Here is a 19,747-nt window from a genome sequence, read left to right as displayed (position 1 = left end):
ATGAAGACTACACAACGTTATCTTTTCGCATTTTTGACGTTTATTATCAGCGCAACCGCCGTTGCTGCTTCAAAAGATGATGGCTCTCATGTACAACCTGACAACTATTATCCCCGTGTGAAATTTGAAACTACAATGGGCGATATTGTTGTGGAACTAGATAGAAGACGCGCGCCTATTACTGTGAATAATTTTTTGCGTTATGTGGACAAACGCGCATACGAAGACACTATTTTTCATCGTATTGTGCCTGGTTTCGTTGTTCAGGGAGGGGGTTACACTGCAGACTTTAACGGCAAATCGAATTTCCCGGATATTTTTAACGAATCGGGCAATGGGTTAACCAATGATTTACACACTATTGCAATGGCAAGGCAAAATGACCCTCATACCGCTAATCGTCAGTTTTTCTTTAACGTGAATGATAATAGTAGCCTTAACCCAGGCAGAGATTGGGGTTATGCCGTATTCGGCGTCATTGTTGAGGGCGAAGATGTGGTTGACGCGATGTCTGAAGTTGAAACTGAGTACTCACTTCGCCTGAACGCTAACAACGTCCCCATTGACCCTATCATTATTAAAAAAGTTACCGTCCTTCCCCCCATGTAAGGGCAAGGACTACTGGGGCACGCTAACGCTAGCGTGCCTTCGGTAAATCTATCCAAAACAAATGCTGTTTGGGAAATGTTTTATCAAAGTAAGCGCCATGCTTTTGAAACCCAACACGTCTAAGTACGTGCTGTGATGCTTCGTTTTCTGGGTGTGTCATTGCGGTTAAAAAACCATAATGCTGTGACTCGGCCCATTCAATAACCCGGCTACACGCCTCTTTACATATTCCCTTTCCGCGCGCCTCAGGTAACATCGCAAAGCCTAAATCAGGACAGTCAAACGCAAATCGATTAAATAGTCCACATACACCGAGCGGCTGTTGGCTGAGCTTATCCTCTACAGCCCATAAACCGTACCCCCACTCTGCGCGCTGTGCATTGGTCCTTTCGATGTAGTCACATGCATCATCTAGTGTATTGACACCGCGGCTACCAATAAATCTGACCCAAAGATCATCCTGCTGTAGTCGCAAGACCCAGTGTTTATCGCCAAAATGAAGTAAACGTAAGCACAGTCTTTCGCTTATAAGATCAGTATTCGCAAGGTGCAATTGGGTGCTCAAAACGCCCTCTCTTCATCAATATGCTCTAGCAACGAATCAATAGTTTGATGCACCTCTTTTTTAACGTTAGCACTGCGAGGGTACTTGGGCATCGCTCTATCATTTACTCTGGGATGGTCCCACAATTTGGTGTGTTCAACAAAGGCTTTTGCTTCATGAATACCGCCATGTTCTAAGCACCCAGACAAGCAAGTGTCCACATAGGTTTGATGTACCGGGTATTCGTCATTGGGTGCATGGCAATCCAATGTTTCGCAAATCCACAATGAGCATTTTTCTAATTGTTCAAACACACTGTCGATATCGGCTGAGACGATATCATTAAAGATAATGCTGTGGCTTTTTACTCGAACAAAGCGATAATCTTTCTCTCTTGCCTGTAACGCTGGATTAAGACTGGCGGGTATTAGCTGTGCATTAAGGGCAGCCTCAGCCTTGGGAACTGCACCGACATAGGTTTGTGCTTCACTTTCGCTACGAGTAACCCAAGCCCGTTCAAAACCGCTTACTGTAACAGGAATACCTTGAGTGAAGATGTTTGAGTAGCGCTCTCGACTGTCTTTACTTAATAAACTACCGTAGCCCAGAACAATATGTTCATGTTTAAGGTCTTCAAACCATTGTCCAATTTCTCGTTCCGTTACGTTCACTGTCTATCTCGCCGTGTATAAAATGTCAGTTATGAATGCAAGTTATAATTAGTTACTAGCATTTAGTGCGTACCGAATATCCTTTGAAAGTAACACAAAAAAGGCGGTGTTTTCACACCGCCTTTGTTTCTACGAAAACATGTTGCGTTTCGATTGATTAGAACAGAGCGCGCACACCCATTGTGAAGTTTCTACCAGGTAATGGTGCTTGGTCTTTCAAGAAAGACGTATGTACGCGAGCTTCTTCGTCAGTCAGGTTCTCACCACGAGCAAAAAGTACCCAATCGACACCTTGGCTTGCAAATTCGTATTGAACGCTTGCATTAATCAATGTGTATCCGTCAGTTGCTGTTTCAAAAGACGCCACGTGCTTCTGATCGTCATACCATGTGAAGCCGACGTCAGCGGTCAAGCCATCGTTTACGTAGCTCAACTCACTTCCAAAACGCATAGGCGGAGTACGCGGCAAGTTGTCATCTTCGATTTCTGCACGAATGTAGTCACCGAAAACAGTAAGACGCAGCGTATCGCTTAGATCGACGTAGGTCTCAGCTTCGAAGCCCCAGATATCAGCATCAGCTTGCTGGAAATAGTAAACAGGAAGCCCTTCCTCATCACCGTGTTCGTCATGACCATGTTCGCCTTCATGTTCATCTTCATGCTCATGTTCATCGTCATGCATGTCCATTTCATCTTCGTGCTCATCATGGCCATGCTCACTAAGTGCAACAAGACCTGTGTTGGTTTGGAAGATGTAGTCATCGGCTTGGTTGTAGAAGAATGAAACACTGTATCCCCAATCGCCTGTGAACTTACGGAACGTAATATCTAGGTTGGTACTGACTTCTTCTTTAACGCTATTAAGTGACTCTTCAATATGGCCTTCTTCGTCCATATCAAACACCAAACCTACTTCATAGCTTTGGGTTGCCAAATGCTGACCCGCTGAAAACAGTTCTTGTTGGCTAGGAGCACGTTCACTGCGTGATAAGGTTACCGCTACAGAGTGGCCTTCTGTGTATTCCCAGTTCGCACCTGCTGACAATGATAAGCTGGTAAAATCATAGTCTGGGAAGCTAAACGCAAGCTCGTGAGCTTCGTGCTCTTCACCCTCATGATCGTCATGATCTTCACCTTCGTGTTCTTCATGATCATCGTGCTCATTATGTTCGTCGTCATGCTCTTCGTGCGCGATATCTAATTCGATTTCACTGTCGTCAGCGTCAAGTGTAGTTCGCTCAAGACGTCCACCCAGTTCAAACGTAACATCGCCAACTTTTTTCTGTTCTACAACATAAAGCGCAAAGCTAGACGTTGTGTTAGCTGGCGTAAAAGCCTCTTCACCGACTGCATTGTAATCGCTGTAGTTGAATTGAAGGCCGAACACACCGTGCCATCCATTGATTTCTTCGTGATACGCCGATAAACGAATATCGCTGGTTTCATTGGTAAATACGGTGCCCGGCTCGCCGTCTTCAATTTCAGCGTGCTCATAATCAGTGTAAGAGGCAGCAAATTTAAGGTTGGTTAACCCCTGAACCGGAGAGTGCCATTCGCCTGCCATTTGATATCGTGTCATATCAACGTCAAGCAATACCCCTTCTTCGCCGTGTTCATCGTGCCCATCTTCATCATGATCGTCATGACCATCTTCGTCATGGTCATCATGCTCTTCTTCGCTGTGACCGTGGCTATGCCCTGGTACGCCATATTCATTATCTAGTTTTTCAACCGCAAACCCGAAATAGCCTTCATCAGCTACATATGACAACCCTGCAACAATGTTGCTAGTTTCCATTGCACTGCTTTCTAATTCACCATTCGGCTCATCTTCATCAGGGTCGATAGATGCAAAACCGGGAATGTCAGCATTTTCTGTGTCGCGATAAAAGCCATCTACATGCCATGCCCAGTTGCCGCTGCCATCGGTTACATCGCCGCGCGTGTATTTGCCTTCATTTACCGTACTGTAGCTGACCTCTGCTTCACCGTTTACACCTTCAACTGCATATTGAGGGATACGCTTGTCAACGACGTTAACGACACCGCCGATAGCACCGCTACCGTATTGTAGCGTTGCTGGACCGCGCAAAATTTCAACTTGTGTTGCGCCAGCTAATGTTGTTGCTACATTGTGGTCCGGGCCTACGCGAGATACATCAGATACGTCCAATCCATTTTGTACAATACGGACACGAGGGCCATCGTTACCACGAATGATAGGACTACTTGATACTGGACCAAAATAGGTACTGTGAACCCCAGGAGAATTCTTTAACGTTTCACCTAAGGTGGGTGCTTCAACTTTACGTAGCTTATCAGCACTTATAACGGTAACGGGTGTCACTGATTCTAGTACTGAGGTTTGAAGTGCGTTAGCGGTTACTACAATGTTTTCAACCGAAGAAGGTTGCAAGACAAAATCGACATTTTGGTCAGCACTAACATCGCCAAGGTCATTGTCGCCATGAATATGCTCTGATGAGTATACGTGAAGGTGGATGTGCGGTTGTTGCACGTCATCGAAACGATACATACCATTTTCATCAGTGTAAGCAACGCGTCGCGTACCTTCTATTTTGACTTCAGCTCCAGCCACAGGCTGACCTGCCGTATCGGTCACCTTACCTGTTACAGTGGTAGCATAAACAGGCGCACTTAACAGCCCTGCTATCGTTAAACTTAGCAGTGAACGCATAATCATGGGTTTTCCTCTGAGGATGTTATAACATTATTTTGTGATACTGTAACATTGTTCAGCATCAGTCCTTTGAAGTCAACAACCGTCAATCGCCATAAAAAGCACGTTTAACGAAATTTAATCAAAGATTAAGTGCTATAGCAGCGTTTTTAATGAATGTAGTCGCTTAATTAACCCACGTATGGTTAGGCACGACTCACAGGGAAATTGATAACGTCTTTAATATGCGTCGCGTTTATTTTGAGCATAAGCAGTCTATCTATTCCCAAGGCAACACCCGCACAATCAGGCAACCCAGCTTCTAGTGCGTTTAGGAAGTGCTCATCCAATGGTTTTGTCGCCAACCCAGCGCTTTGTCGTTTCTGATTGTCTTTCTCAAACCTTATTCGTTGCTCTTCGAAGGCACTTAGCTCGTTAAAACCGTTGGCCAGTTCAGCACCTTTGAAGTACACCTCAAAGCGCTCTGCGACACGACTATCACGAGGGCTTATTTTAGCTAGTGCAGCCTGTGATGCTGGAAAGTCGTAGACGAAGCAAGGCTTCTTCATTCCAATTTGAGGCTCAATACAGTAGCTAAATAACAACTGTAGCTTGCTGTCAAAACTCAGCATTTGCGGTTGGTGTATGTCTATATTGTGCAGTTCCATCGCCTTTAACAGCGCTTCATCAGATGTATTAAGTGGATCGATGTCTAAGTAAGTGATAAACGCGTTCTGATAGGTTAGTTTATCGCTAGGTGATGTGTTTAATGTAGCCATTAGCAATGCGTCAACCTCGTCCATCAAGGCAAAGTGGTCAAAGCCAAGTCGATACCATTCCAGCATGGTAAATTCAGGATTATGCCAGCGGCCCTCTCCTTCATGTCGAAATGCTTTGCAAAGCTGATAAATAGACCCGCTTTGCGCACACAACAAGCGTTTCATGGCGTATTCTGGCGACGTTTGTAAGTATAAGGTTGTTGGCTCGCCTGAATTCGCAAAGTTGAACTGTGTTTCAAACGCATCTAAATGCTCGTCGGTCACCGTTCCATGAGATAGTAGTGGGGTATCAACTTCCATAACATCGCGAGAGTAAAAGAATTCGCGAATAGTGCGAAGTAGTTCTGCTCGCGCCTGTCGCGCTTGATGAGAAGTGGTTGGTTGCCAAGCTTGCATCTATGTGCCTGTAAGGTAATTACGCATATTCGCAATATTATACCAAGCGCACTATGCCAATTCATTAGTGGTAATAACACAAAAAACCGAGTGTCAGCTCTCGCTGTTACACCGGTTTCTCTCAATTCGCATAAATGCCGCCAATCAATGAGGCGGACAATTATTTTTGTGCGCGAGATACGTATTCGCCAGAACGTGTATCTACGCGAATCACTTCACCTGTTTGAACAAACAGAGGAACGCGAACTACCGCGCCTGTGCTAAGTGTAGCGGGTTTGCCACCAGTACCTGCAGTATCACCTTTAAGACCAGGGTCAGTTTCGGTGATCTCAAGTTCTACAAAGTTTGGTGGTGTTACCGTGATAGGTGAACCGTTCCAAAGCGTAATAACACAAACGTCGTTTTCAACTAGCCATTTTGTGTTTTCGCCAACCGCTTTTTCATCCGCTGCAATTTGTTCGAATGTATCGTTATTCATAAAGTGGTAGAATTCACCGTCGGTGTACAAGTAGGCAAGCTCTGTATCCATTACATCAGCGCCTTCTACTGTTTCACCAGAGCGGAATGTTTTTTCTAAAACTTTACCTGAAATAAGCTTACGAATTTTCACGCGGTTAAACGCTTGGCCCTTACCCGGCTTTACGTATTCGTTTTCTAGAATGTTGCATGGTTCGCCGTCCAGCATGATTTTCAGGCCGCCTTTGAACTCGTTAGTGCTGTAATTAGCCATAATTCCTCTGTCTAAACATAAGGTACAAAAAGTTTCGTGGAACAAATAATACCTAAAAAACCGATTTCTGTAGAGCATAACTGGCAAAAAGAATTAGCTTTCAGCTTTACGGACCCTGCAAAGCTGCTGCAGCATTTGGGTTTAGATGAAGAAAACTATGCCCAGCACATCAAAGCGAGGCGCCTTTTTCCCATGCGTGTACCGCGTCATTTTGTTGAGTTGATGGAAAAAGGTAATCCAAACGATCCGCTTTTCCTGCAAGTTATGCCACTAAGCGAAGAGTTTTTAACGTCCCCTGGATATAGCGAAGACCCGCTTGAAGAGCACGACACTGCGGGTAAAGGCATATTGCATAAGTACGATTCGCGCGTGCTATTGATGGTTCGCACCAGCTGCGCGGTAAACTGTCGATACTGCTTCCGCCGCCATTTCCCTTACGCAGACAACGCGGTTAGCAAACACCAATGGGAAGACGTACTCGACTATATTCGCGGTAATAGCAATATCAATGAAGTCATATTTTCAGGTGGTGATCCATTAATGGCAAAAGATGATCACCTTGCTTGGCTAGCGAGTGAAATAGCGGATATCGCTCATGTGAAACGCTTGCGTATACACACACGTTTACCCGTTGTTCTGCCAGACAGGCTCGATGACGCGTTTATGGACTGGTTTTCCAACCTGCCCATGCAAAAAGTGTTGGTGCTGCATGCTAATCACGCCAATGAAATATCTTCGAAGCTCGTTGTGCGCTTACGCAAGCTTCAACAAAAAGGCGTTACGCTACTTAACCAATCGGTGCTACTTAAAGGTATCAACGATTCCGGAGAAGCGATTAGCCAGCTAAGCGAAGCACTCTTTGAAGCGGGTGTTTTACCCTATTATCTTCACGTGCTGGACAAAGTGCAGGGGGCGAGTCACTTTTATGTTAGCGACGGCGATGCAAGAGGTATTATGGAAGAAACGATAAAGCGCCTGCCAGGCTTTTTGGTGCCAAAACTGGTGAGAGAAATTGGCGGGCAACCTGGCAAAACGCCTATCGACTTACAGTTGCATCCGTAACTTACGCGTAGGTATCAATGTTGGCGCCTAACGCGGGGTTTGAAGATGACGATTTTGGTACGTCAGAAGCTGATTCCAGCAACTGAAGCGACGCTTGTCCCTCTTGCTCTTGCTGACTTTTAGCAAGCTTAAGAGAGGCCAACTCAAGTGACGCACCGGACGTTCCAGAGGCACTAGCACCTTGTAGATCCATACCATTTTCCTTTGTTGCTTGTAGCAAAGTAAAAAAGTGGGCAGAATTGCCCCCTTTACACCATGTTGAACAGTGCGTTATTTGCACACTTCAACATACAGCAGGTTATCGGCCTTGAAAGGCGAAACTTTAACCATTATTTATAAAAACTTCGAATCGACTTTAAAAGGCGTGTCAATGCAAGAGATGCAAGCTATTCATCAACAACTTCAAGAGACCATGCAAACCCTTTATCGCAAAGCAGTGGATGCCGATCAGATGTTAGATAGTTTGCAACAAGATCAAAAAGGAAAGTTTGCAGCAGTATTTGCATCTGACAGTGGCTTTTCTACTTCGGCAAAACGCTTTGGACCTTACGTAGAAGAAATCGCCAATGATTGGCAGGCAATGAAAGACTTAGACGATGACGCTGCCAAAAAAGCCTTGGGACCTCTAGTGAAGAAAATTGAAATTGCGCTAGTCACCTTGGCACAATTTCAGCAATCGCTAAGTGCAAAACCTGCAAACTGACAAAAACCTATTGAGCGTAGAGTTCAAGCCCTCTGATTCTGCGCTCAATCTCTTTTACTTCGTTTAAGTAAGCCTCGCTATCTACCTTTCCATACTGTTCAGTAAAGGCTTTTTTACTCAGTCCTTCAGGTAAACCATCGATAGCGACGATAACCTCAAGTTCACTTTGTATTCGCGCCATCGCATTTTGCACCTGATGTGCTTTACCCTCTGCAATGGCAACACGAGCGAATTCTGTCCCTGACATATCGGCCGCTAAGTCGATAAAACTGTATCCAGAGCCGCCTTTGGCTCTATCCATCAATTCTTTAAATTCACCAATCGCTAGCGACATCCCTTGCTTCGAGAGCAATTCCAGCGCAGCCGAGATAATGAAGTGGCGTGCTAAGTCATTTCGTTTGTGGAGCACAGCCCCACTTCTTGGTTTTATCGCTTTATCTGAATAAGGCTGTATATCACCCACCAACTGTCCCACGCGGTGATGCCCAACATAAGCTGCTAACGCAATGATAACTGCTTTATTATGCAATACGGCTTGTTGCGGTGTGTGGCTTTGTTCGCGCGCCCTTGCCATGCCCTCGCGCAAATATTCGATAAGTGACACAGAAGTTGGACTTAGTGCTATTTCTCTGCCTGATATATAGCGCAGATAATAGGCCGACAGTGTTTCAAGCTCAGTTTCTTGTTGATCAGATAAGTTAAGACTAACGACATTGAGTTCAGTTAACAGTGGGTCAAGCGGCCCAACATCAAGGGTTAGCGCGCCGTTGCGCATAGACACTCGCTCAACACGGGTCAAGGCTACACTTGCTATTTGTGAGTTAGTATAAGAGTTCACGGTACGTTCAAGAAAGCGCAGTAGTAGCCCGCCTGAAATTGTCATATCACCAATTTGCACCTGCTCTATTTGTAAGCTGTCGCCCGGCAGCACAAGGGCAGACACATTAACAAAATGCCCGGTATTACCAACGGCGTAGGTAACACTAATGGTTCCACCCATTGGAGTGATATTAACCCGCCCTTTGAAATCAGGCAGTGCACGTTGAAGCACGCCCACTAAACTCTCTACTTGGGTTTCAGTTAGGTCTAACTGATGACTATCTTTACGCTTTGAGAAGGCACGTTGGAGCTGTTCTAATAACGCATTTACGCTATCTGCACCGTCTAGCTGTTGGGGCGCGGCAATGTCAACCAAGGGCGTTTTTTGAACCGCCATATAAGTAAAAGCCGCTCCAGAAATCGCGACTAACAAAACGACAAGGGCCACACCAATCAAAAGCCATTTTACACTGCGTAACATCATAAATTTATAGGTAGCCCTGCTGCGATAAATCAAAATACGCGCTAATAGTACGTGAAGTTAAACACTGTCACCAGTAACAAGTTCAATGGCAAGCCTATCGCGAGGAATGGTTCTGTTGCTGCGAGAAGTGACAATTCCCCCTTCGCACACACCGCTTATGGGCTGTGATACACTCTTATTTTATTTTACTGTTATAACGAGCGTTTAACGTGTCTTATCACATAATGGGGCTTATAAGTGCTGCCTTGTTTTTACTTACATGGTTAGGATTGTACTCGCAAATTCGCGCCATGAGCCATTACCAACACCTGTGCTCAGATGCCAATAACAGTCTATCGTTAAATCAGTTCGGCTCGAGTTATTTTGCGTTTTTTTCTATCTTTCTTTTCGGTATTTCTGTCGAACCCTTTAATCATTATTTGGTGTGGACACGCTGTGGGGCACTCATACTCACACTTATCATTATTTATAAAATATGGTCGCAGCGACGCACTAAGCTTACCGCTTCCGTTACTGTTTTAGCTGGTATGTCGCTGCTGGCAGGGTTTGTGTCTATGTATTTTCGCCCCTTCCCTGCCTTGGCGCAATTCGGCACTAACTCGCTCATGTTGGTAGTCACCGTCATTTTATTTCAAGGCACGTTGCACCAATGGGTGTTGCTGCGACAAAGACAGAAAGTGGGCTCGCTGTCCTTCACACTGTTTAAAAATATTCTGATAAAGGATGTCAGTACACTGATGTTTGGGCTAACCATGCCGATTAGTCAAAGTTGGCCGCTGCTGATACTTAACGGCACCAGTGTTGTGATGCGAGGTGGGGTTCTGATACAGATGCTGATACTAAAACGCCGCGAAGAACGCGGCGCTTTGGAGTCGTCGTAGCGCTACAGCGCGACTTCTGCCATATTGCCTTTGCTTTCCAGCCACACTTTTCTGTCGCCGGAGCGCTTTTTAGCAAGCAGCATGTCCATTAACTCCATCATTTCTTCTGCATCTTCAATAGTCAGCTGCACAAGACGACGGGTGTTAGGGTCCATAGTTGTTTCACGAAGCTGCATTGGGTTCATCTCACCCAAACCTTTAAAGCGCTGCACGTTAACTTTGCCACGCTTTTTCTCAGCTTCAATTCTATCGAGAATGCCTTGTTTTTCGCCCTCATCTAGCGCGTAGTAAACATCTTTGCCCACATCAATTCGAAATAATGGAGGCATGGCAACATATACGTGCCCTTGTTCCACTAGCGTCCTGAAATGGCGAACAAAGAGCGCACATAACAATGTCGCGATATGCAGTCCGTCAGAGTCAGCATCAGCTAAAATACAAATTTTACCGTAGCGAAGCCCTGATAAATCTGAGGAGTCAGGGTCAATGCCAAGGGCCACCGAAATATCGTGAATTTCTTGCGACGCCAACACTTGAGAAGAATCAACTTCCCAACTGTTTAGGATTTTACCGCGAAGGGGCATGATAGCTTGAAACTCTCTGTCCCGCGCTTGTTTTGCAGAGCCACCTGCCGAGTCGCCTTCTACTAAGAATAATTCTGAGTAAGAGATGTCTTGCGAAGAACAATCGGTCAGTTTACCGGGAAGCGCAGGGCCTTGAGTCACCTTTTTACGAGCCACTTTCTTGGTTTGACGAAGACGGCGTTGCGCGTTGTTAATACACATTTCTGCCAAGGCTTCAGCAATTTCAGTATGCTGATTTAGCCATAGGCTAAATGCATCTTTTACGATGCCCGATACAAATGCACTGGCTTGACGCGAAGATAGGCGCTCTTTGGTTTGCCCAGCAAACTGTGGATCTTGCATCTTGGTCGACAAGATATATGCGCAGCGGTCCCAAATGTCATCTGGCGACAACTTAACGCCGCGCGGCATCAAGTTTCTAAATTCACAAAATTCACGCATCGACTCAAGCAAACCTTGGCGCAAACCATTAACGTGCGTTCCGCCCTGCGCAGTTGGAATGAGGTTTACGTAGCTTTCGGTAACAAGGTCACCGCCTTCTGGTAACCACATTACCGCCCAATCTGCTGCTTCAGTATTTCCGCTGAAACTGCCTACAAATGGCGTGTCGGCAGGTAGTGTTTCAAACTCTTCTACGGCTTGGTAAAGATAGTCTTTAAGACCATCTTCGTAGTACCACTCTTGGCTTTCTTTAGTGATCTTGTTGTCAAAGCGAATACGAAGCCCAGGACTAAGTACGGCTTTAGCGCGCAAATTGTGAATCAAACGACTTACAGAGAACTTTGCAGAGTCGAAGTATTGCGCATCTGGCCAAAAATGTACGCGTGTACCTGTGTTGCGTTTGCCGCACGTGTCGATAACTTGCAAATCTTCAACTTTATCGCCATTTTCGAAGGCTATTTGATATACGTTGCTGTCGCGGCGAATGGTAACTTCGACTCTCGTCGACAGTGCATTCACCACTGAGATACCTACGCCGTGCAAACCACCTGAGAAAGCGTAATTCTTATTTGAGAATTTACCGCCTGCGTGCAGTTTACTTAAGATAAGCTCAACGCCTGAAATACCTTCTTCAGGGTGAATGTCCACCGGCATACCACGACCATCATCAATCACTTCCAGTGACTGGTCTTCGTGCAATATCACTTTAATGTTAGACGCATGCCCTGCGAGTGCTTCATCAACACTGTTGTCGATAACTTCCTGTCCAAGGTGATTTGGACGGGTTGTATCGGTATACATACCGGGGCGACGTTTTACGGGGTCGAGGCCGTTTAAGACCTCGATAGCATCTGAATTGTATTGATTTGACATAGTTATGGTTGTTATTTAAGCCAGCAACAAACGTGATAAAACGATGTTATCAGGGCTTGTAGACACTGGCAACGTGCTTATTTGAGTAGAAACGCTGCGATAGCAGGCAAGTGGTTTTCATAGCCAACGAAGCTGTGATCCCCGCCCTCTTCTATCAGCAATTGGCTATTGGCATATTTTTGCGCAGCCAATCGATAGTCTAGCGTTTCGTCCTCGGTCTGCAGCAGCACCTTATAGCAACCTTCATTCTTAAGGTGCGGAGTATCGAGTGCCTTAATAACCGCTAAATCCGTTTCTACAATCTCAAACTTCTCACCGCTGTAAGGGTTTTGGTGCGGGCCAATAAAGCTCTGCAAAAGCTCATAAGGCTTAACTGCAGGATTAACAAGCACTGCTTTTCCACCAAATTTTTCAAGTAAGAAAGTCGACAGATATCCCCCCATGGAACTTCCAATGAGCTTGAGGCCGCCTTCTAAAAGCGCCGGCGTCGCTTCGATAAGGGCAATAAGCTGTGCTTCAACCTGGCTAGGAAAATTAGAAAGCGCGGGAATATGCAGTGTGACATCGCTGTGGTGTTGCTCAAAATAAGCTTTGGTCGCCTGTGCCTTAACCGACTGTGGAGAACTCAAAAAACCATGAAGATATAGAATATGTTGCATACTGCTCTCTTATTGTTGTCGTACTGATACTTTTGACCGCTTGACGCGCTGCGCTTAGCCTCAGTTAAAAGGTTGTGTTTTAAAAGTGTTATTGCAGGCTTAACGGTAAGCCACGCGTTTAACATCAACGCTAATGTCGCCATTATCACTCAACATTATGAATTGATAGCCAGGGTCTTCATTACTTATCCCAAATGCTTCTTCCATTGCCCACTGCCAGCAACTAGACGGGCAACCGAATGATGGTGTCGCGTTTTGACCAATTGATTGCCGTATAGGCGAATGAACATGACCATGTAATAAGGCTTTTATCCCTGGTTGTGTCGATGCAAGTGCTTCAATTTTCTCAGCACCTTCTAGTGCGTGTTTGTCCATCCAGCTATTTGACGGCTTTATGTGATGATGAAGCACGACAAGATGATGCTGGGGATTGATGTTTAATGTACTTTTTTCGCACGCGTTGGCAATGGCGAGGACATCTTCTTGTTTAACTTGGCCCACGGCACCGTGGAGGTTGTTTGGATGGCGTGTATCACATCCATGCAGCAACCAAGAACCGATTTGCAGTGGTGTACCCGCGGTGAGAAGGTGACCGTCAAGCATGGAATCAAAGTAAGGGTTGTTATCATGGTTACCCGCGATGGCATACCAAGACAATGACTTTGCTTCAATGTATTGTCTCATCAACGAAACGAAAAGATGGTAACTTTCCTTCGAGTTATCGCCACTGATATCACTAGGTTACTAGCACAATGACGGGTTTATTGCCGTCTAGCTTGTGCACCTTTCTGACATCTGCCTGAACCGCTTTAAGTACCGCCTCCAAGGAGTGAAAAGGAGCAATATCTTTGTAACCTGTCTTGTCTTTGTTTTTTAACAAATGACAATCACTAATTTGAAAAAGAGTTGTCACGCTTCTGACGTTACATTGCTGGCGTGTTGAAGACAGAAATTGAGCCACTCAGCCAGAAAAATATTTACCATATGCTTTTCATTTCTCTGTCGCATTTTCAAATTCGGGTAGTCATATGATGGCTGAAGCGCCCCCGTGTTTTGACTGTTTATCACTTCGGCCATACGGGCATCGTGGTAAAGCCTCACCGTCATTGAAGGGGTAAGGTAGGCGGGGAGCTCTGACGTTGTTTGCACAATCGTTAGTGTGCTTGTGTATCGCGCAGACTCAATAATACGGATTTCGTAAGACAGTCCTTTACCAACAGAAAATGCATAGCTTAAATCTTCCGTATCGCAATCAGGCAATATACGTAGCACATGCGAGTAATTTAGCTCGCACAAAGCCTGCATAGAAGGAAGATGAGGTACATATTTTCTGTTGTTACGTTGAGTCACGATGTCTGCCACTGCTCCAAGAGTTGAGTTTTGTGCATAAAGAACCATTGTAGCGCAATTACTGCCGCGGCGTTGTCAATATGGCCATTTTCGAGCCATTCAAGGGCTCTACTTTCTTTTACACGGTGTACCTTGATATCTTCAGACTCGGTCTCTAACCCATGAATACCCTGCGCTTGGCTAGCATCTGTCTTCGCCATAAAAATATGTAATCTTTCCGTAGTCCCGCCTGGGCTAGATAAATAGCTTAGCGCCTTGGTGAGTTTATCAAGGGTAATTCCCGCTTCCTCCATCGACTCTCGATGGCATACCGCTTCTTGCGTTTCGCCTTTATCAATCATGCCGGCAATAATTTCTATCAACCATGGACTTGAAGATGTAGCTAATGCCCCAATTCTAACCTGCTCGATAAGCACGAACTCTTGAAGATTCGGATCGTAAGGCAGCACCGCCACCGCATGGCCGCGTTCAAATATTTCGCGTTTTACGGTGCCACTCCATTCGCCGTTGAAGCATTTGTGCTTAAATTGATACTCGTTCATGGTAAAAAAACCACGATATACTGGCTTAATGTCAGTAATTTCGACGTCATTTGAGGTAAATGAAAGGAATTCCTTGTTCATTTGCAGACACTTATGGTTCAAATAGATTTATCATACATAGTACATTTACATATCAACCGTGTATACGCGAGCGAAAAGCAGGGTATGATGTGTACGATTAACAGAAAACTCAATTTATAAGTCGTTTATTACTATAAAAATTGCGTGGGTAGATCACATATTCTGTTACAGTTAAACGAAGACTGTTACGAGTTTGGACTTTCGGTTTGTGATTGAATTTTCATACACTTGGTTTTAATTAGTCGCCGTAATAAAAATAGAGGCGACACAACTTGAACACAACAGGAAGACGTAAGCATGAAACGAACACTTCTGTCGCTGGTAGTCGGGATTTCGATGACCACTAGTGCACTGGCCGACGACCTTATGCAGGTCTATCAACAAGCACTGGCTAACGATCCATTGGTAAACCAAGCGAAAGCGCAACGTGATGCTGCGTTTGAAGGAATTAGCGTAAGCCGCGCTAACCTTCTACCTCAGATATCAGCGTTTATTTCTTACACGGACGTAAGTGCAACAAGTGCTAACACCGTTCCTATTACTGATGAAAACGATGAGCTTGTCGGTTTTGCTTTTCCACTACTCGACTTTCAGCAAACTAACTTACAAAAAGGCGTTGAAGCCACGCTTTCGATTTATGACCACACTAACTGGGTAAATCTAGGCCGCGCCGAAAAAGTAGCACAGCAAAGCGACTCTCAGTATGCGCAGCAAGTACAAGACCTTATTGTACGTACCGTAACAGCATACCTTGGCGTGCTGCGTGCCCAGGATAACCTAGAGTTTATCAAAGCAGAAAAACGTGCCATTGAGCGTCAGCTAGAACAAACCAAACAGCGCTTTGAAGTAGGTTTAACGGCTATTACCGATGTGCATGAAGCACAGGCTAACTTTGACAACACGGTAGCACGTGAAATTCAAGCAGAAAACGATGTAGAGATTGCGCTTGAAGACCTTCGCGTTATTACGGGTAAATATCACTCTCGTTTAAGCGTACTTAGCACAGAACGCTTCAGTGCTACGCTACCTCAGCCGTCGACGGTTGAAGAGTGGCTAAAAATAGCAGAAGAGCGTAATTTGTCACTGATGGTTCAGCGTCTTGGTAGAGATATCGCGGAAGACGACATTGACGCAGCACGCGCAGGTCACTATCCAACGTTGTCATTCACAGCGAGATACACAGAAGATGATGTATCACAAACGATCGGGTCACAACCTGAAGCTAACCTACCAATTCAGGATACTACTCGCCTAAATGCGCAACTGTCTATTCCTATCTATCAAGGTGGTCGAGTAACGGCAAGCACTGCGCAAGCCCGCCACAACTACGTGGTAGCAAGCGAACAGCTAGAGCAGGCGCATCGCCAAACTGTACAAAGCGTGCGTCGTTCTTATAACGACTTGCGTGCTGCTGTATCTCGAATTCGCGCACTAGAGCAATCTGTTGTATCAGCGGATAGCGCTTTAAAAGCAACTGAAGCAGGGTTCGACGTAGGCACTCGTACTATTGTTGATGTACTAGACAGCACACGAAACCTGTTTGATGCACAGCGTAACCTTGCAGGTGCTCGATATGACTTTATTCAGTCTGTTGTGACACTTAAGCAAGCTGCAGGAACGTTAACGGGCGAAGGCATTGAAACATTAAACCGTGGTTTAGTGGCGTCAAAGGCCGACTAAGTCCTAAACCTTTGTAACGAAGGGTGGCATAGGCTGCCCTTTTTTGTGCCAGTAATGGTGTAAACTACACCAAAGAGCGGCAGTTAGTTATTTGATAAGAATAAGCTGGCTTAACGGGAAGGCGTGAACTTTTCTAGGGCATTTAACAGCTGTTTGTATTCAGCTCGAAGTGCTTCAGCGCTTTGCTTGTTGAGCGCAAAATTACTTAAGCGCGCTGAAACCGAACGCAATTTTTCTTGCAACAAACGTAACTCATCGTCCATGATTAGGCCCCTTATTTCCTGCTTTGTGCAGATATCTAACTAAACTAGTATAGCGCCATTGCGGCTTACCTCAAGCCCTTTGGATGACAGATTTATTCTTGAGTGATTAATAATAATGCAAGCCTCTGAACTTCAAAACAAATTTGAACGCATTCGAGCTAACAAATGGTTTGAAGCCTTTGTTATCAGCGTCATCGTCATTTCCGCGCTCTTAGTCGGAGCGAAAACGTATGAGCTGCCAGCAGGGTTTTCCACAGTAACGCTTTTCTTAGACTGGTTTATCAGTGCTTTTTTCTTAACAGAAATCACTATTCGCTTTCTCGCTGAGAAACAAAAGCGCTATTTCTTTAAAAGCTTTTGGAACTGGTTCGATACGCTTATCGTTGTTATCAGCCTCATACCTGCCGATGATACCGAGCTTGCGCTAATAGCGCGATTAGTGCGTGTATTTAGAGTATTGAGGATGATCTCTATTATCCCAGAACTTCGCATTCTTCTTGTTTCACTGGTAAAAGCGCTGCCTCAGCTTGGCTACGTGATGCTACTGATGTTTATCATCTTTTACATTTACGCCGCCGTGGGCAGTACTTTGTTTGAAAGCATCAACCCAGTGCTATGGGGAGATATCACCATTTCGATGCTAACGCTGTTCAGAATAATGACATTCGAAGATTGGACAGATGTTATGTACGAAACGCAGGAAGTGTACTCGTTGAGTTGGATTTTTTATCTTACGTTCATCTTCTTCACTGCTTTTGCCTTCTTAAACATGGTCATAGGCATTGTGGTCAACGTAATGGAGCGCGAGAATGAAAAAGCCCGTGCAGAGAAACAAGCTGAATTGCTCGCTGAACAAGTGGCAAAGGGCAACGTTGAGCCGACATTAAAAGACGTTATGGCTGAACTTGCGACCATTAAAACGCAGCTAGCAGAGAAGAAATAACTTAGGTGGGCATACAAAAAGCGCCATCGACGGGACTGTACCTATCGCTGGCGCTGCTGACTAGTTTACTCCGTACTTTGTTTTAAGCGCTTCGACTCTATCTTTTGACACTTGTGAAGCAAACTCACGGCTTGAGAGCCTGCGTTGCGCGAGCGGTTTCTTGTCCATCTCGAGCAATAGCTCCACATGGTTTAAGTACACCTCATCGTTTGACACAGGACGAACAAATATTTCGTCGTACAGCTTCAAGGCCGCTTCATTTTGACCTTTGGCAATATAAATTTGTGCCAAGGTATCCTTCGTCTCCGCATTTTCTGGACGAAGCGCAACAGCGCGTTTAGCCATCTCTTCGGCTTGCTTTAACTTGTTGTCCTCAAGCGCTAAATACGCCAAGTTGTTAAGTACCACAAAATTATCTGGGGTTTGCTCTAAAATACCTAAGCATAGGTCGCCATGGCTGCATTTCTGTCTTTAGGTAGCTGTCTCTCTGCCAGTAGCATGCTGCTTTGAATATCTTCGCTATGTTGAGCCACGTGCTTTGACAAAAACGAAAACGCACGCGCCTTGTCATCAGACATTTCAAGCGCCGCCACCACCAATAATGCATTGTCTGCGTTTTGATTTGACGCATAAGCTGCTTCGGCGTGTTCGACAGCCTCTACAGGCTTACCTTCAATAAGTTTCAGTCTTGCGACAATGCCTCTTACAAAAGGCAGAGCTTTTACGTCATCTGACGTTTCATTGATAATATCCCACGCAGGTTGCGACTGCCCTAATCGACTGTGAAAATACGCCTTTAATAAGGTGAGCTGAGCATCACTGCGCTTTTCTAATGTTTTCTCAGTGAGTGTAAGGCCTTGCTTGAACTGCTTTTGAGAATCCAAGATTAACAGTTTGCCTAATACCGCATTTTTGTCTTGAGGATAAAAAGACAGCCAGCGGTCAAAGAGTGCGTTTGCTTTGTCCACTTTGTTACTTGCGATCAGCGCCTGCCCCTTAAGGTTCCAAAAGGCCATGGGTGAGTCGTCGTCTCCCTCAACATCATCTAGCAGCGCTATTGTTTTATCCACGTTGCCATCAAGTGAGTACATTCTTGCTAGCAGTACGCGCAAATTTACGTCATCAGGACTTTGTTTTAACTGACTTTCTGCATAGGCGACAACAGGTTGTGCAGCATCTTTTTCAATAGCCAATGCATACCATATTGATAGTGCTTGGATATCTGATGGATGCGTTTCAAGAAAACTTCGCATCATAGCAATGGCTTCATCTTGTCGCTCTTGAGCAATCAATAGCTTGGCTTGAGCATACGTCACTTCATTATTGGCAGTGTCTAATTTAGCCGCATCATCTAAATAGGTTTTCGCGTCATCAAATGCCTCTTGCGCCACCGCTATACTTCCTAAATAAACCAACGGCATAGCAGCATCAGGGGCCGACTTATGCCAAGACATAGCCGCCTCTTTGGCTTTTTCTAGCTGGCTAGGTTGCTATGTAAGCGCGTAGCAAGGTACTTTGCGATGTCGCAGACTCAGGCGCCTTTTCTACCGCCTGCTCAAGATTTACCAAGCCTTCCACATCATTAAGCGACAACTGAAGAATGCCAAGCCTAGATAAGTCGTCGGCACTTGTACTCACTGCTTCTGATTTTTCGACCATTTGCTGTGCGCCAACAACGTTACCGTCGCGCAGCAATTGGTAACTGGCCTTAGAAAACAGTGCAGCATCTGCACTTTGTTCGCCTTCAACCCGAGAGAGTACTGCTAAGGCTTCATCGTTGTCCCCAAGTTGAAGCATGCTATCGGCAAGCATTCTCAAACCAGGGTGATTGTCAGGTAAACTAGAAGCAACCATCGTGAGATGACGTTGCGCAGCTTCAAAGTCTTGAATTTGATAGGCACTAAAGCCCGCCACCAGCCTTACCACCAGATCGCTTCTTCCATTTTGTACAGCCACCTCAAGATGTGACAATG

23 protein-coding genes are annotated in these 19,747 nt (G+C 45.3%); 6 read left to right on the top strand and 17 right to left on the bottom strand.

The annotated features are described in order from the left end of the window. The gene (locus V6N89_RS03165; RefSeq protein ID WP_338520139.1) at positions 1–609 is read left to right on the top strand and encodes a peptidylprolyl isomerase; all 609 of its coding nucleotides are present in this window, start codon (positions 1–3) and stop codon (positions 607–609) included. Between the two features lie 28 nt (positions 610–637). On the opposite strand, the gene V6N89_RS03160 is transcribed toward V6N89_RS03165, so the two are convergent. From V6N89_RS03160 to efp, 5 genes are all read right to left on the bottom strand, one after another. Beyond that, positions 638–1,174 carry a GNAT family N-acetyltransferase gene (locus V6N89_RS03160; RefSeq protein ID WP_338520138.1) on the bottom strand — a complete coding sequence of 179 codons (537 nt, stop codon included), beginning with the start codon at positions 1,172–1,174 and terminating at the stop codon, positions 638–640. Next, entirely contained in the window at positions 1,171–1,824 is a 654-nt protein-coding gene (locus V6N89_RS03155) for a gamma-glutamylcyclotransferase (RefSeq protein WP_338520137.1), read from the bottom strand. The genes V6N89_RS03160 and V6N89_RS03155 overlap by 4 nt, the downstream gene beginning before the upstream one ends. Positions 1,825–1,981: 157 nt before the next feature. After that, positions 1,982–4,528 carry a TonB-dependent receptor gene (locus V6N89_RS03150; protein ID WP_346993385.1) on the bottom strand — a complete coding sequence of 849 codons (2,547 nt, stop codon included), beginning with the start codon at positions 4,526–4,528 and terminating at the stop codon, positions 1,982–1,984. A gap of 182 nt (positions 4,529–4,710) precedes the next feature. Then, complete coding sequence (epmA, locus tag V6N89_RS03145; RefSeq protein WP_338520136.1) at positions 4,711–5,679, bottom strand: elongation factor P--(R)-beta-lysine ligase; 969 nt, start codon at positions 5,677–5,679, stop codon at positions 4,711–4,713. A gap of 160 nt (positions 5,680–5,839) precedes the next feature. After that, positions 5,840–6,409, bottom strand: a complete 570-nt coding sequence (gene efp / locus V6N89_RS03140) for an elongation factor P (protein WP_338520135.1) — start codon at positions 6,407–6,409, stop codon at positions 5,840–5,842. A gap of 36 nt (positions 6,410–6,445) precedes the next feature. Here efp and epmB point away from each other — a divergent pair, with 36 nt between their 5' ends. Continuing rightward, positions 6,446–7,471: an EF-P beta-lysylation protein EpmB gene (gene epmB / locus V6N89_RS03135; RefSeq protein WP_346993384.1), complete on the top strand. Its 1,026-nt coding sequence runs from the start codon at positions 6,446–6,448 to the stop codon at positions 7,469–7,471. A gap of 1 nt (position 7,472) precedes the next feature. Here the strand turns inward: epmB and V6N89_RS03130 are convergent, their stop codons facing one another. Next, complete coding sequence (locus V6N89_RS03130) at positions 7,473–7,664, bottom strand: hypothetical protein (RefSeq protein ID WP_159624108.1); 192 nt, start codon at positions 7,662–7,664, stop codon at positions 7,473–7,475. A 177-nt stretch (positions 7,665–7,841) separates the two neighbouring features. Between V6N89_RS03130 and V6N89_RS03125 the strand changes: the two genes are divergently transcribed. Continuing rightward, positions 7,842–8,174, top strand: a complete 333-nt coding sequence (locus V6N89_RS03125; protein ID WP_431189763.1) for a hypothetical protein — start codon at positions 7,842–7,844, stop codon at positions 8,172–8,174. Between the two features lie 7 nt (positions 8,175–8,181). Here the strand turns inward: V6N89_RS03125 and V6N89_RS03120 are convergent, their stop codons facing one another. Further along, on the bottom strand, positions 8,182–9,477 hold the full coding sequence (locus V6N89_RS03120; protein ID WP_338520134.1) for a hypothetical protein: 1,296 nt from the start codon (positions 9,475–9,477) through the stop codon (positions 8,182–8,184). 209 nt (positions 9,478–9,686) lie between these two features. On the opposite strand from V6N89_RS03120, the gene V6N89_RS03115 reads away from it, so the two are divergent. Next, entirely contained in the window at positions 9,687–10,358 is a 672-nt protein-coding gene (locus V6N89_RS03115; protein ID WP_338520133.1) for a hypothetical protein, read from the top strand. Between the two features lie 2 nt (positions 10,359–10,360). Here the strand turns inward: V6N89_RS03115 and parE are convergent, their stop codons facing one another. From parE to nudF, 6 genes are all read right to left on the bottom strand, one after another. Further along, positions 10,361–12,256, bottom strand: a complete 1,896-nt coding sequence (parE, locus tag V6N89_RS03110; protein ID WP_346993383.1) for a DNA topoisomerase IV subunit B — start codon at positions 12,254–12,256, stop codon at positions 10,361–10,363. Positions 12,257–12,333: 77 nt separating this feature from the next. Continuing rightward, on the bottom strand, positions 12,334–12,915 hold the full coding sequence (locus tag V6N89_RS03105; protein WP_346993382.1) for a YqiA/YcfP family alpha/beta fold hydrolase: 582 nt from the start codon (positions 12,913–12,915) through the stop codon (positions 12,334–12,336). A gap of 99 nt (positions 12,916–13,014) precedes the next feature. Further along, on the bottom strand, positions 13,015–13,599 hold the full coding sequence (locus V6N89_RS03100; RefSeq protein WP_346993381.1) for a metallophosphoesterase: 585 nt from the start codon (positions 13,597–13,599) through the stop codon (positions 13,015–13,017). Between the two features lie 52 nt (positions 13,600–13,651). Then, positions 13,652–13,828, bottom strand: coding sequence for a hypothetical protein (locus V6N89_RS03095; protein WP_346993380.1), 177 nt, complete (start codon positions 13,826–13,828; stop codon positions 13,652–13,654). Further along, positions 13,825–14,265 (bottom strand): DUF1249 domain-containing protein, encoded by a 441-nt coding sequence (locus V6N89_RS03090; RefSeq protein WP_431189762.1) that lies wholly within the window; start codon positions 14,263–14,265, stop codon positions 13,825–13,827. The genes V6N89_RS03095 and V6N89_RS03090 overlap by 4 nt, the downstream gene beginning before the upstream one ends. Beyond that, entirely contained in the window at positions 14,262–14,888 is a 627-nt protein-coding gene (nudF, locus tag V6N89_RS03085; protein ID WP_346993379.1) for an ADP-ribose diphosphatase, read from the bottom strand. Before nudF ends, V6N89_RS03090 begins: the two co-directional genes overlap by 4 nt. Positions 14,889–15,185: 297 nt before the next feature. On the opposite strand from nudF, the gene tolC reads away from it, so the two are divergent. After that, positions 15,186–16,568 (top strand): outer membrane channel protein TolC, encoded by a 1,383-nt coding sequence (tolC, locus tag V6N89_RS03080; protein WP_338520129.1) that lies wholly within the window; start codon positions 15,186–15,188, stop codon positions 16,566–16,568. A gap of 110 nt (positions 16,569–16,678) precedes the next feature. Here tolC and V6N89_RS03075 read toward each other — a convergent pair whose 3' ends face one another. Continuing rightward, entirely contained in the window at positions 16,679–16,831 is a 153-nt protein-coding gene (locus V6N89_RS03075) for a hypothetical protein (protein WP_338520127.1), read from the bottom strand. 115 nt (positions 16,832–16,946) lie between these two features. Between V6N89_RS03075 and V6N89_RS03070 the strand changes: the two genes are divergently transcribed. Further along, positions 16,947–17,774 carry an ion transporter gene (locus V6N89_RS03070; RefSeq protein WP_338520126.1) on the top strand — a complete coding sequence of 276 codons (828 nt, stop codon included), beginning with the start codon at positions 16,947–16,949 and terminating at the stop codon, positions 17,772–17,774. Positions 17,775–17,834: 60 nt separating this feature from the next. Here V6N89_RS03070 and V6N89_RS03065 read toward each other — a convergent pair whose 3' ends face one another. From V6N89_RS03065 to V6N89_RS03055, 3 genes are read right to left on the bottom strand one after another with little or no spacing between them, the layout of a single operon-like run. Further along, positions 17,835–18,182, bottom strand: coding sequence for a tetratricopeptide repeat protein (locus V6N89_RS03065; protein ID WP_338520125.1), 348 nt, complete (start codon positions 18,180–18,182; stop codon positions 17,835–17,837). A gap of 29 nt (positions 18,183–18,211) precedes the next feature. Continuing rightward, on the bottom strand, positions 18,212–19,228 hold the full coding sequence (locus V6N89_RS03060; protein WP_338520123.1) for a tetratricopeptide repeat protein: 1,017 nt from the start codon (positions 19,226–19,228) through the stop codon (positions 18,212–18,214). Positions 19,229–19,256: 28 nt separating this feature from the next. Beyond that, positions 19,257–19,745 carry a tetratricopeptide repeat protein gene (locus V6N89_RS03055; RefSeq protein WP_346993378.1) on the bottom strand — a complete coding sequence of 163 codons (489 nt, stop codon included), beginning with the start codon at positions 19,743–19,745 and terminating at the stop codon, positions 19,257–19,259. Positions 19,746–19,747 lie beyond the last annotated feature (2 nt).

Origin of the sequence: Alteromonas gracilis (assembly GCF_036870955.2) — a bacterium.
Classification (GTDB): domain Bacteria; phylum Pseudomonadota; class Gammaproteobacteria; order Enterobacterales; family Alteromonadaceae; genus Alteromonas; species Alteromonas gracilis_A.
This window is presented reverse-complemented; position numbering and strand designations above follow the sequence as displayed.

Coding starts and splice junctions, on each gene's coding strand:
- epmA (WP_338520136.1), bottom strand. CDS start 5,679: ATGCAAGCTTGGCAACCAACCACTTCTCATCAAGCGCGACAGGCGCGA.
- V6N89_RS03130 (WP_159624108.1), bottom strand. CDS start 7,664: ATGGATCTACAAGGTGCTAGTGCCTCTGGAACGTCCGGTGCGTCACTT.
- V6N89_RS03150 (WP_346993385.1), bottom strand. CDS start 4,528: ATGATTATGCGTTCACTGCTAAGTTTAACGATAGCAGGGCTGTTAAGT.
- nudF (WP_346993379.1), bottom strand. CDS start 14,888: ATGAACAAGGAATTCCTTTCATTTACCTCAAATGACGTCGAAATTACT.
- V6N89_RS03165 (WP_338520139.1), top strand. CDS start 1: ATGAAGACTACACAACGTTATCTTTTCGCATTTTTGACGTTTATTATC.
- V6N89_RS03075 (WP_338520127.1), bottom strand. CDS start 16,831: ATGGACGATGAGTTACGTTTGTTGCAAGAAAAATTGCGTTCGGTTTCA.
- V6N89_RS03060 (WP_338520123.1), bottom strand. CDS start 19,228: ATGTCTTGGCATAAGTCGGCCCCTGATGCTGCTATGCCGTTGGTTTAT.
- V6N89_RS03105 (WP_346993382.1), bottom strand. CDS start 12,915: ATGCAACATATTCTATATCTTCATGGTTTTTTGAGTTCTCCACAGTCG.
- V6N89_RS03125 (WP_431189763.1), top strand. CDS start 7,842: ATGCAAGAGATGCAAGCTATTCATCAACAACTTCAAGAGACCATGCAA.
- V6N89_RS03100 (WP_346993381.1), bottom strand. CDS start 13,599: ATGAGACAATACATTGAAGCAAAGTCATTGTCTTGGTATGCCATCGCG.
- V6N89_RS03120 (WP_338520134.1), bottom strand. CDS start 9,477: ATGATGTTACGCAGTGTAAAATGGCTTTTGATTGGTGTGGCCCTTGTC.
- tolC (WP_338520129.1), top strand. CDS start 15,186: ATGAAACGAACACTTCTGTCGCTGGTAGTCGGGATTTCGATGACCACT.
- V6N89_RS03070 (WP_338520126.1), top strand. CDS start 16,947: ATGCAAGCCTCTGAACTTCAAAACAAATTTGAACGCATTCGAGCTAAC.
- efp (WP_338520135.1), bottom strand. CDS start 6,409: ATGGCTAATTACAGCACTAACGAGTTCAAAGGCGGCCTGAAAATCATG.
- parE (WP_346993383.1), bottom strand. CDS start 12,256: ATGTCAAATCAATACAATTCAGATGCTATCGAGGTCTTAAACGGCCTC.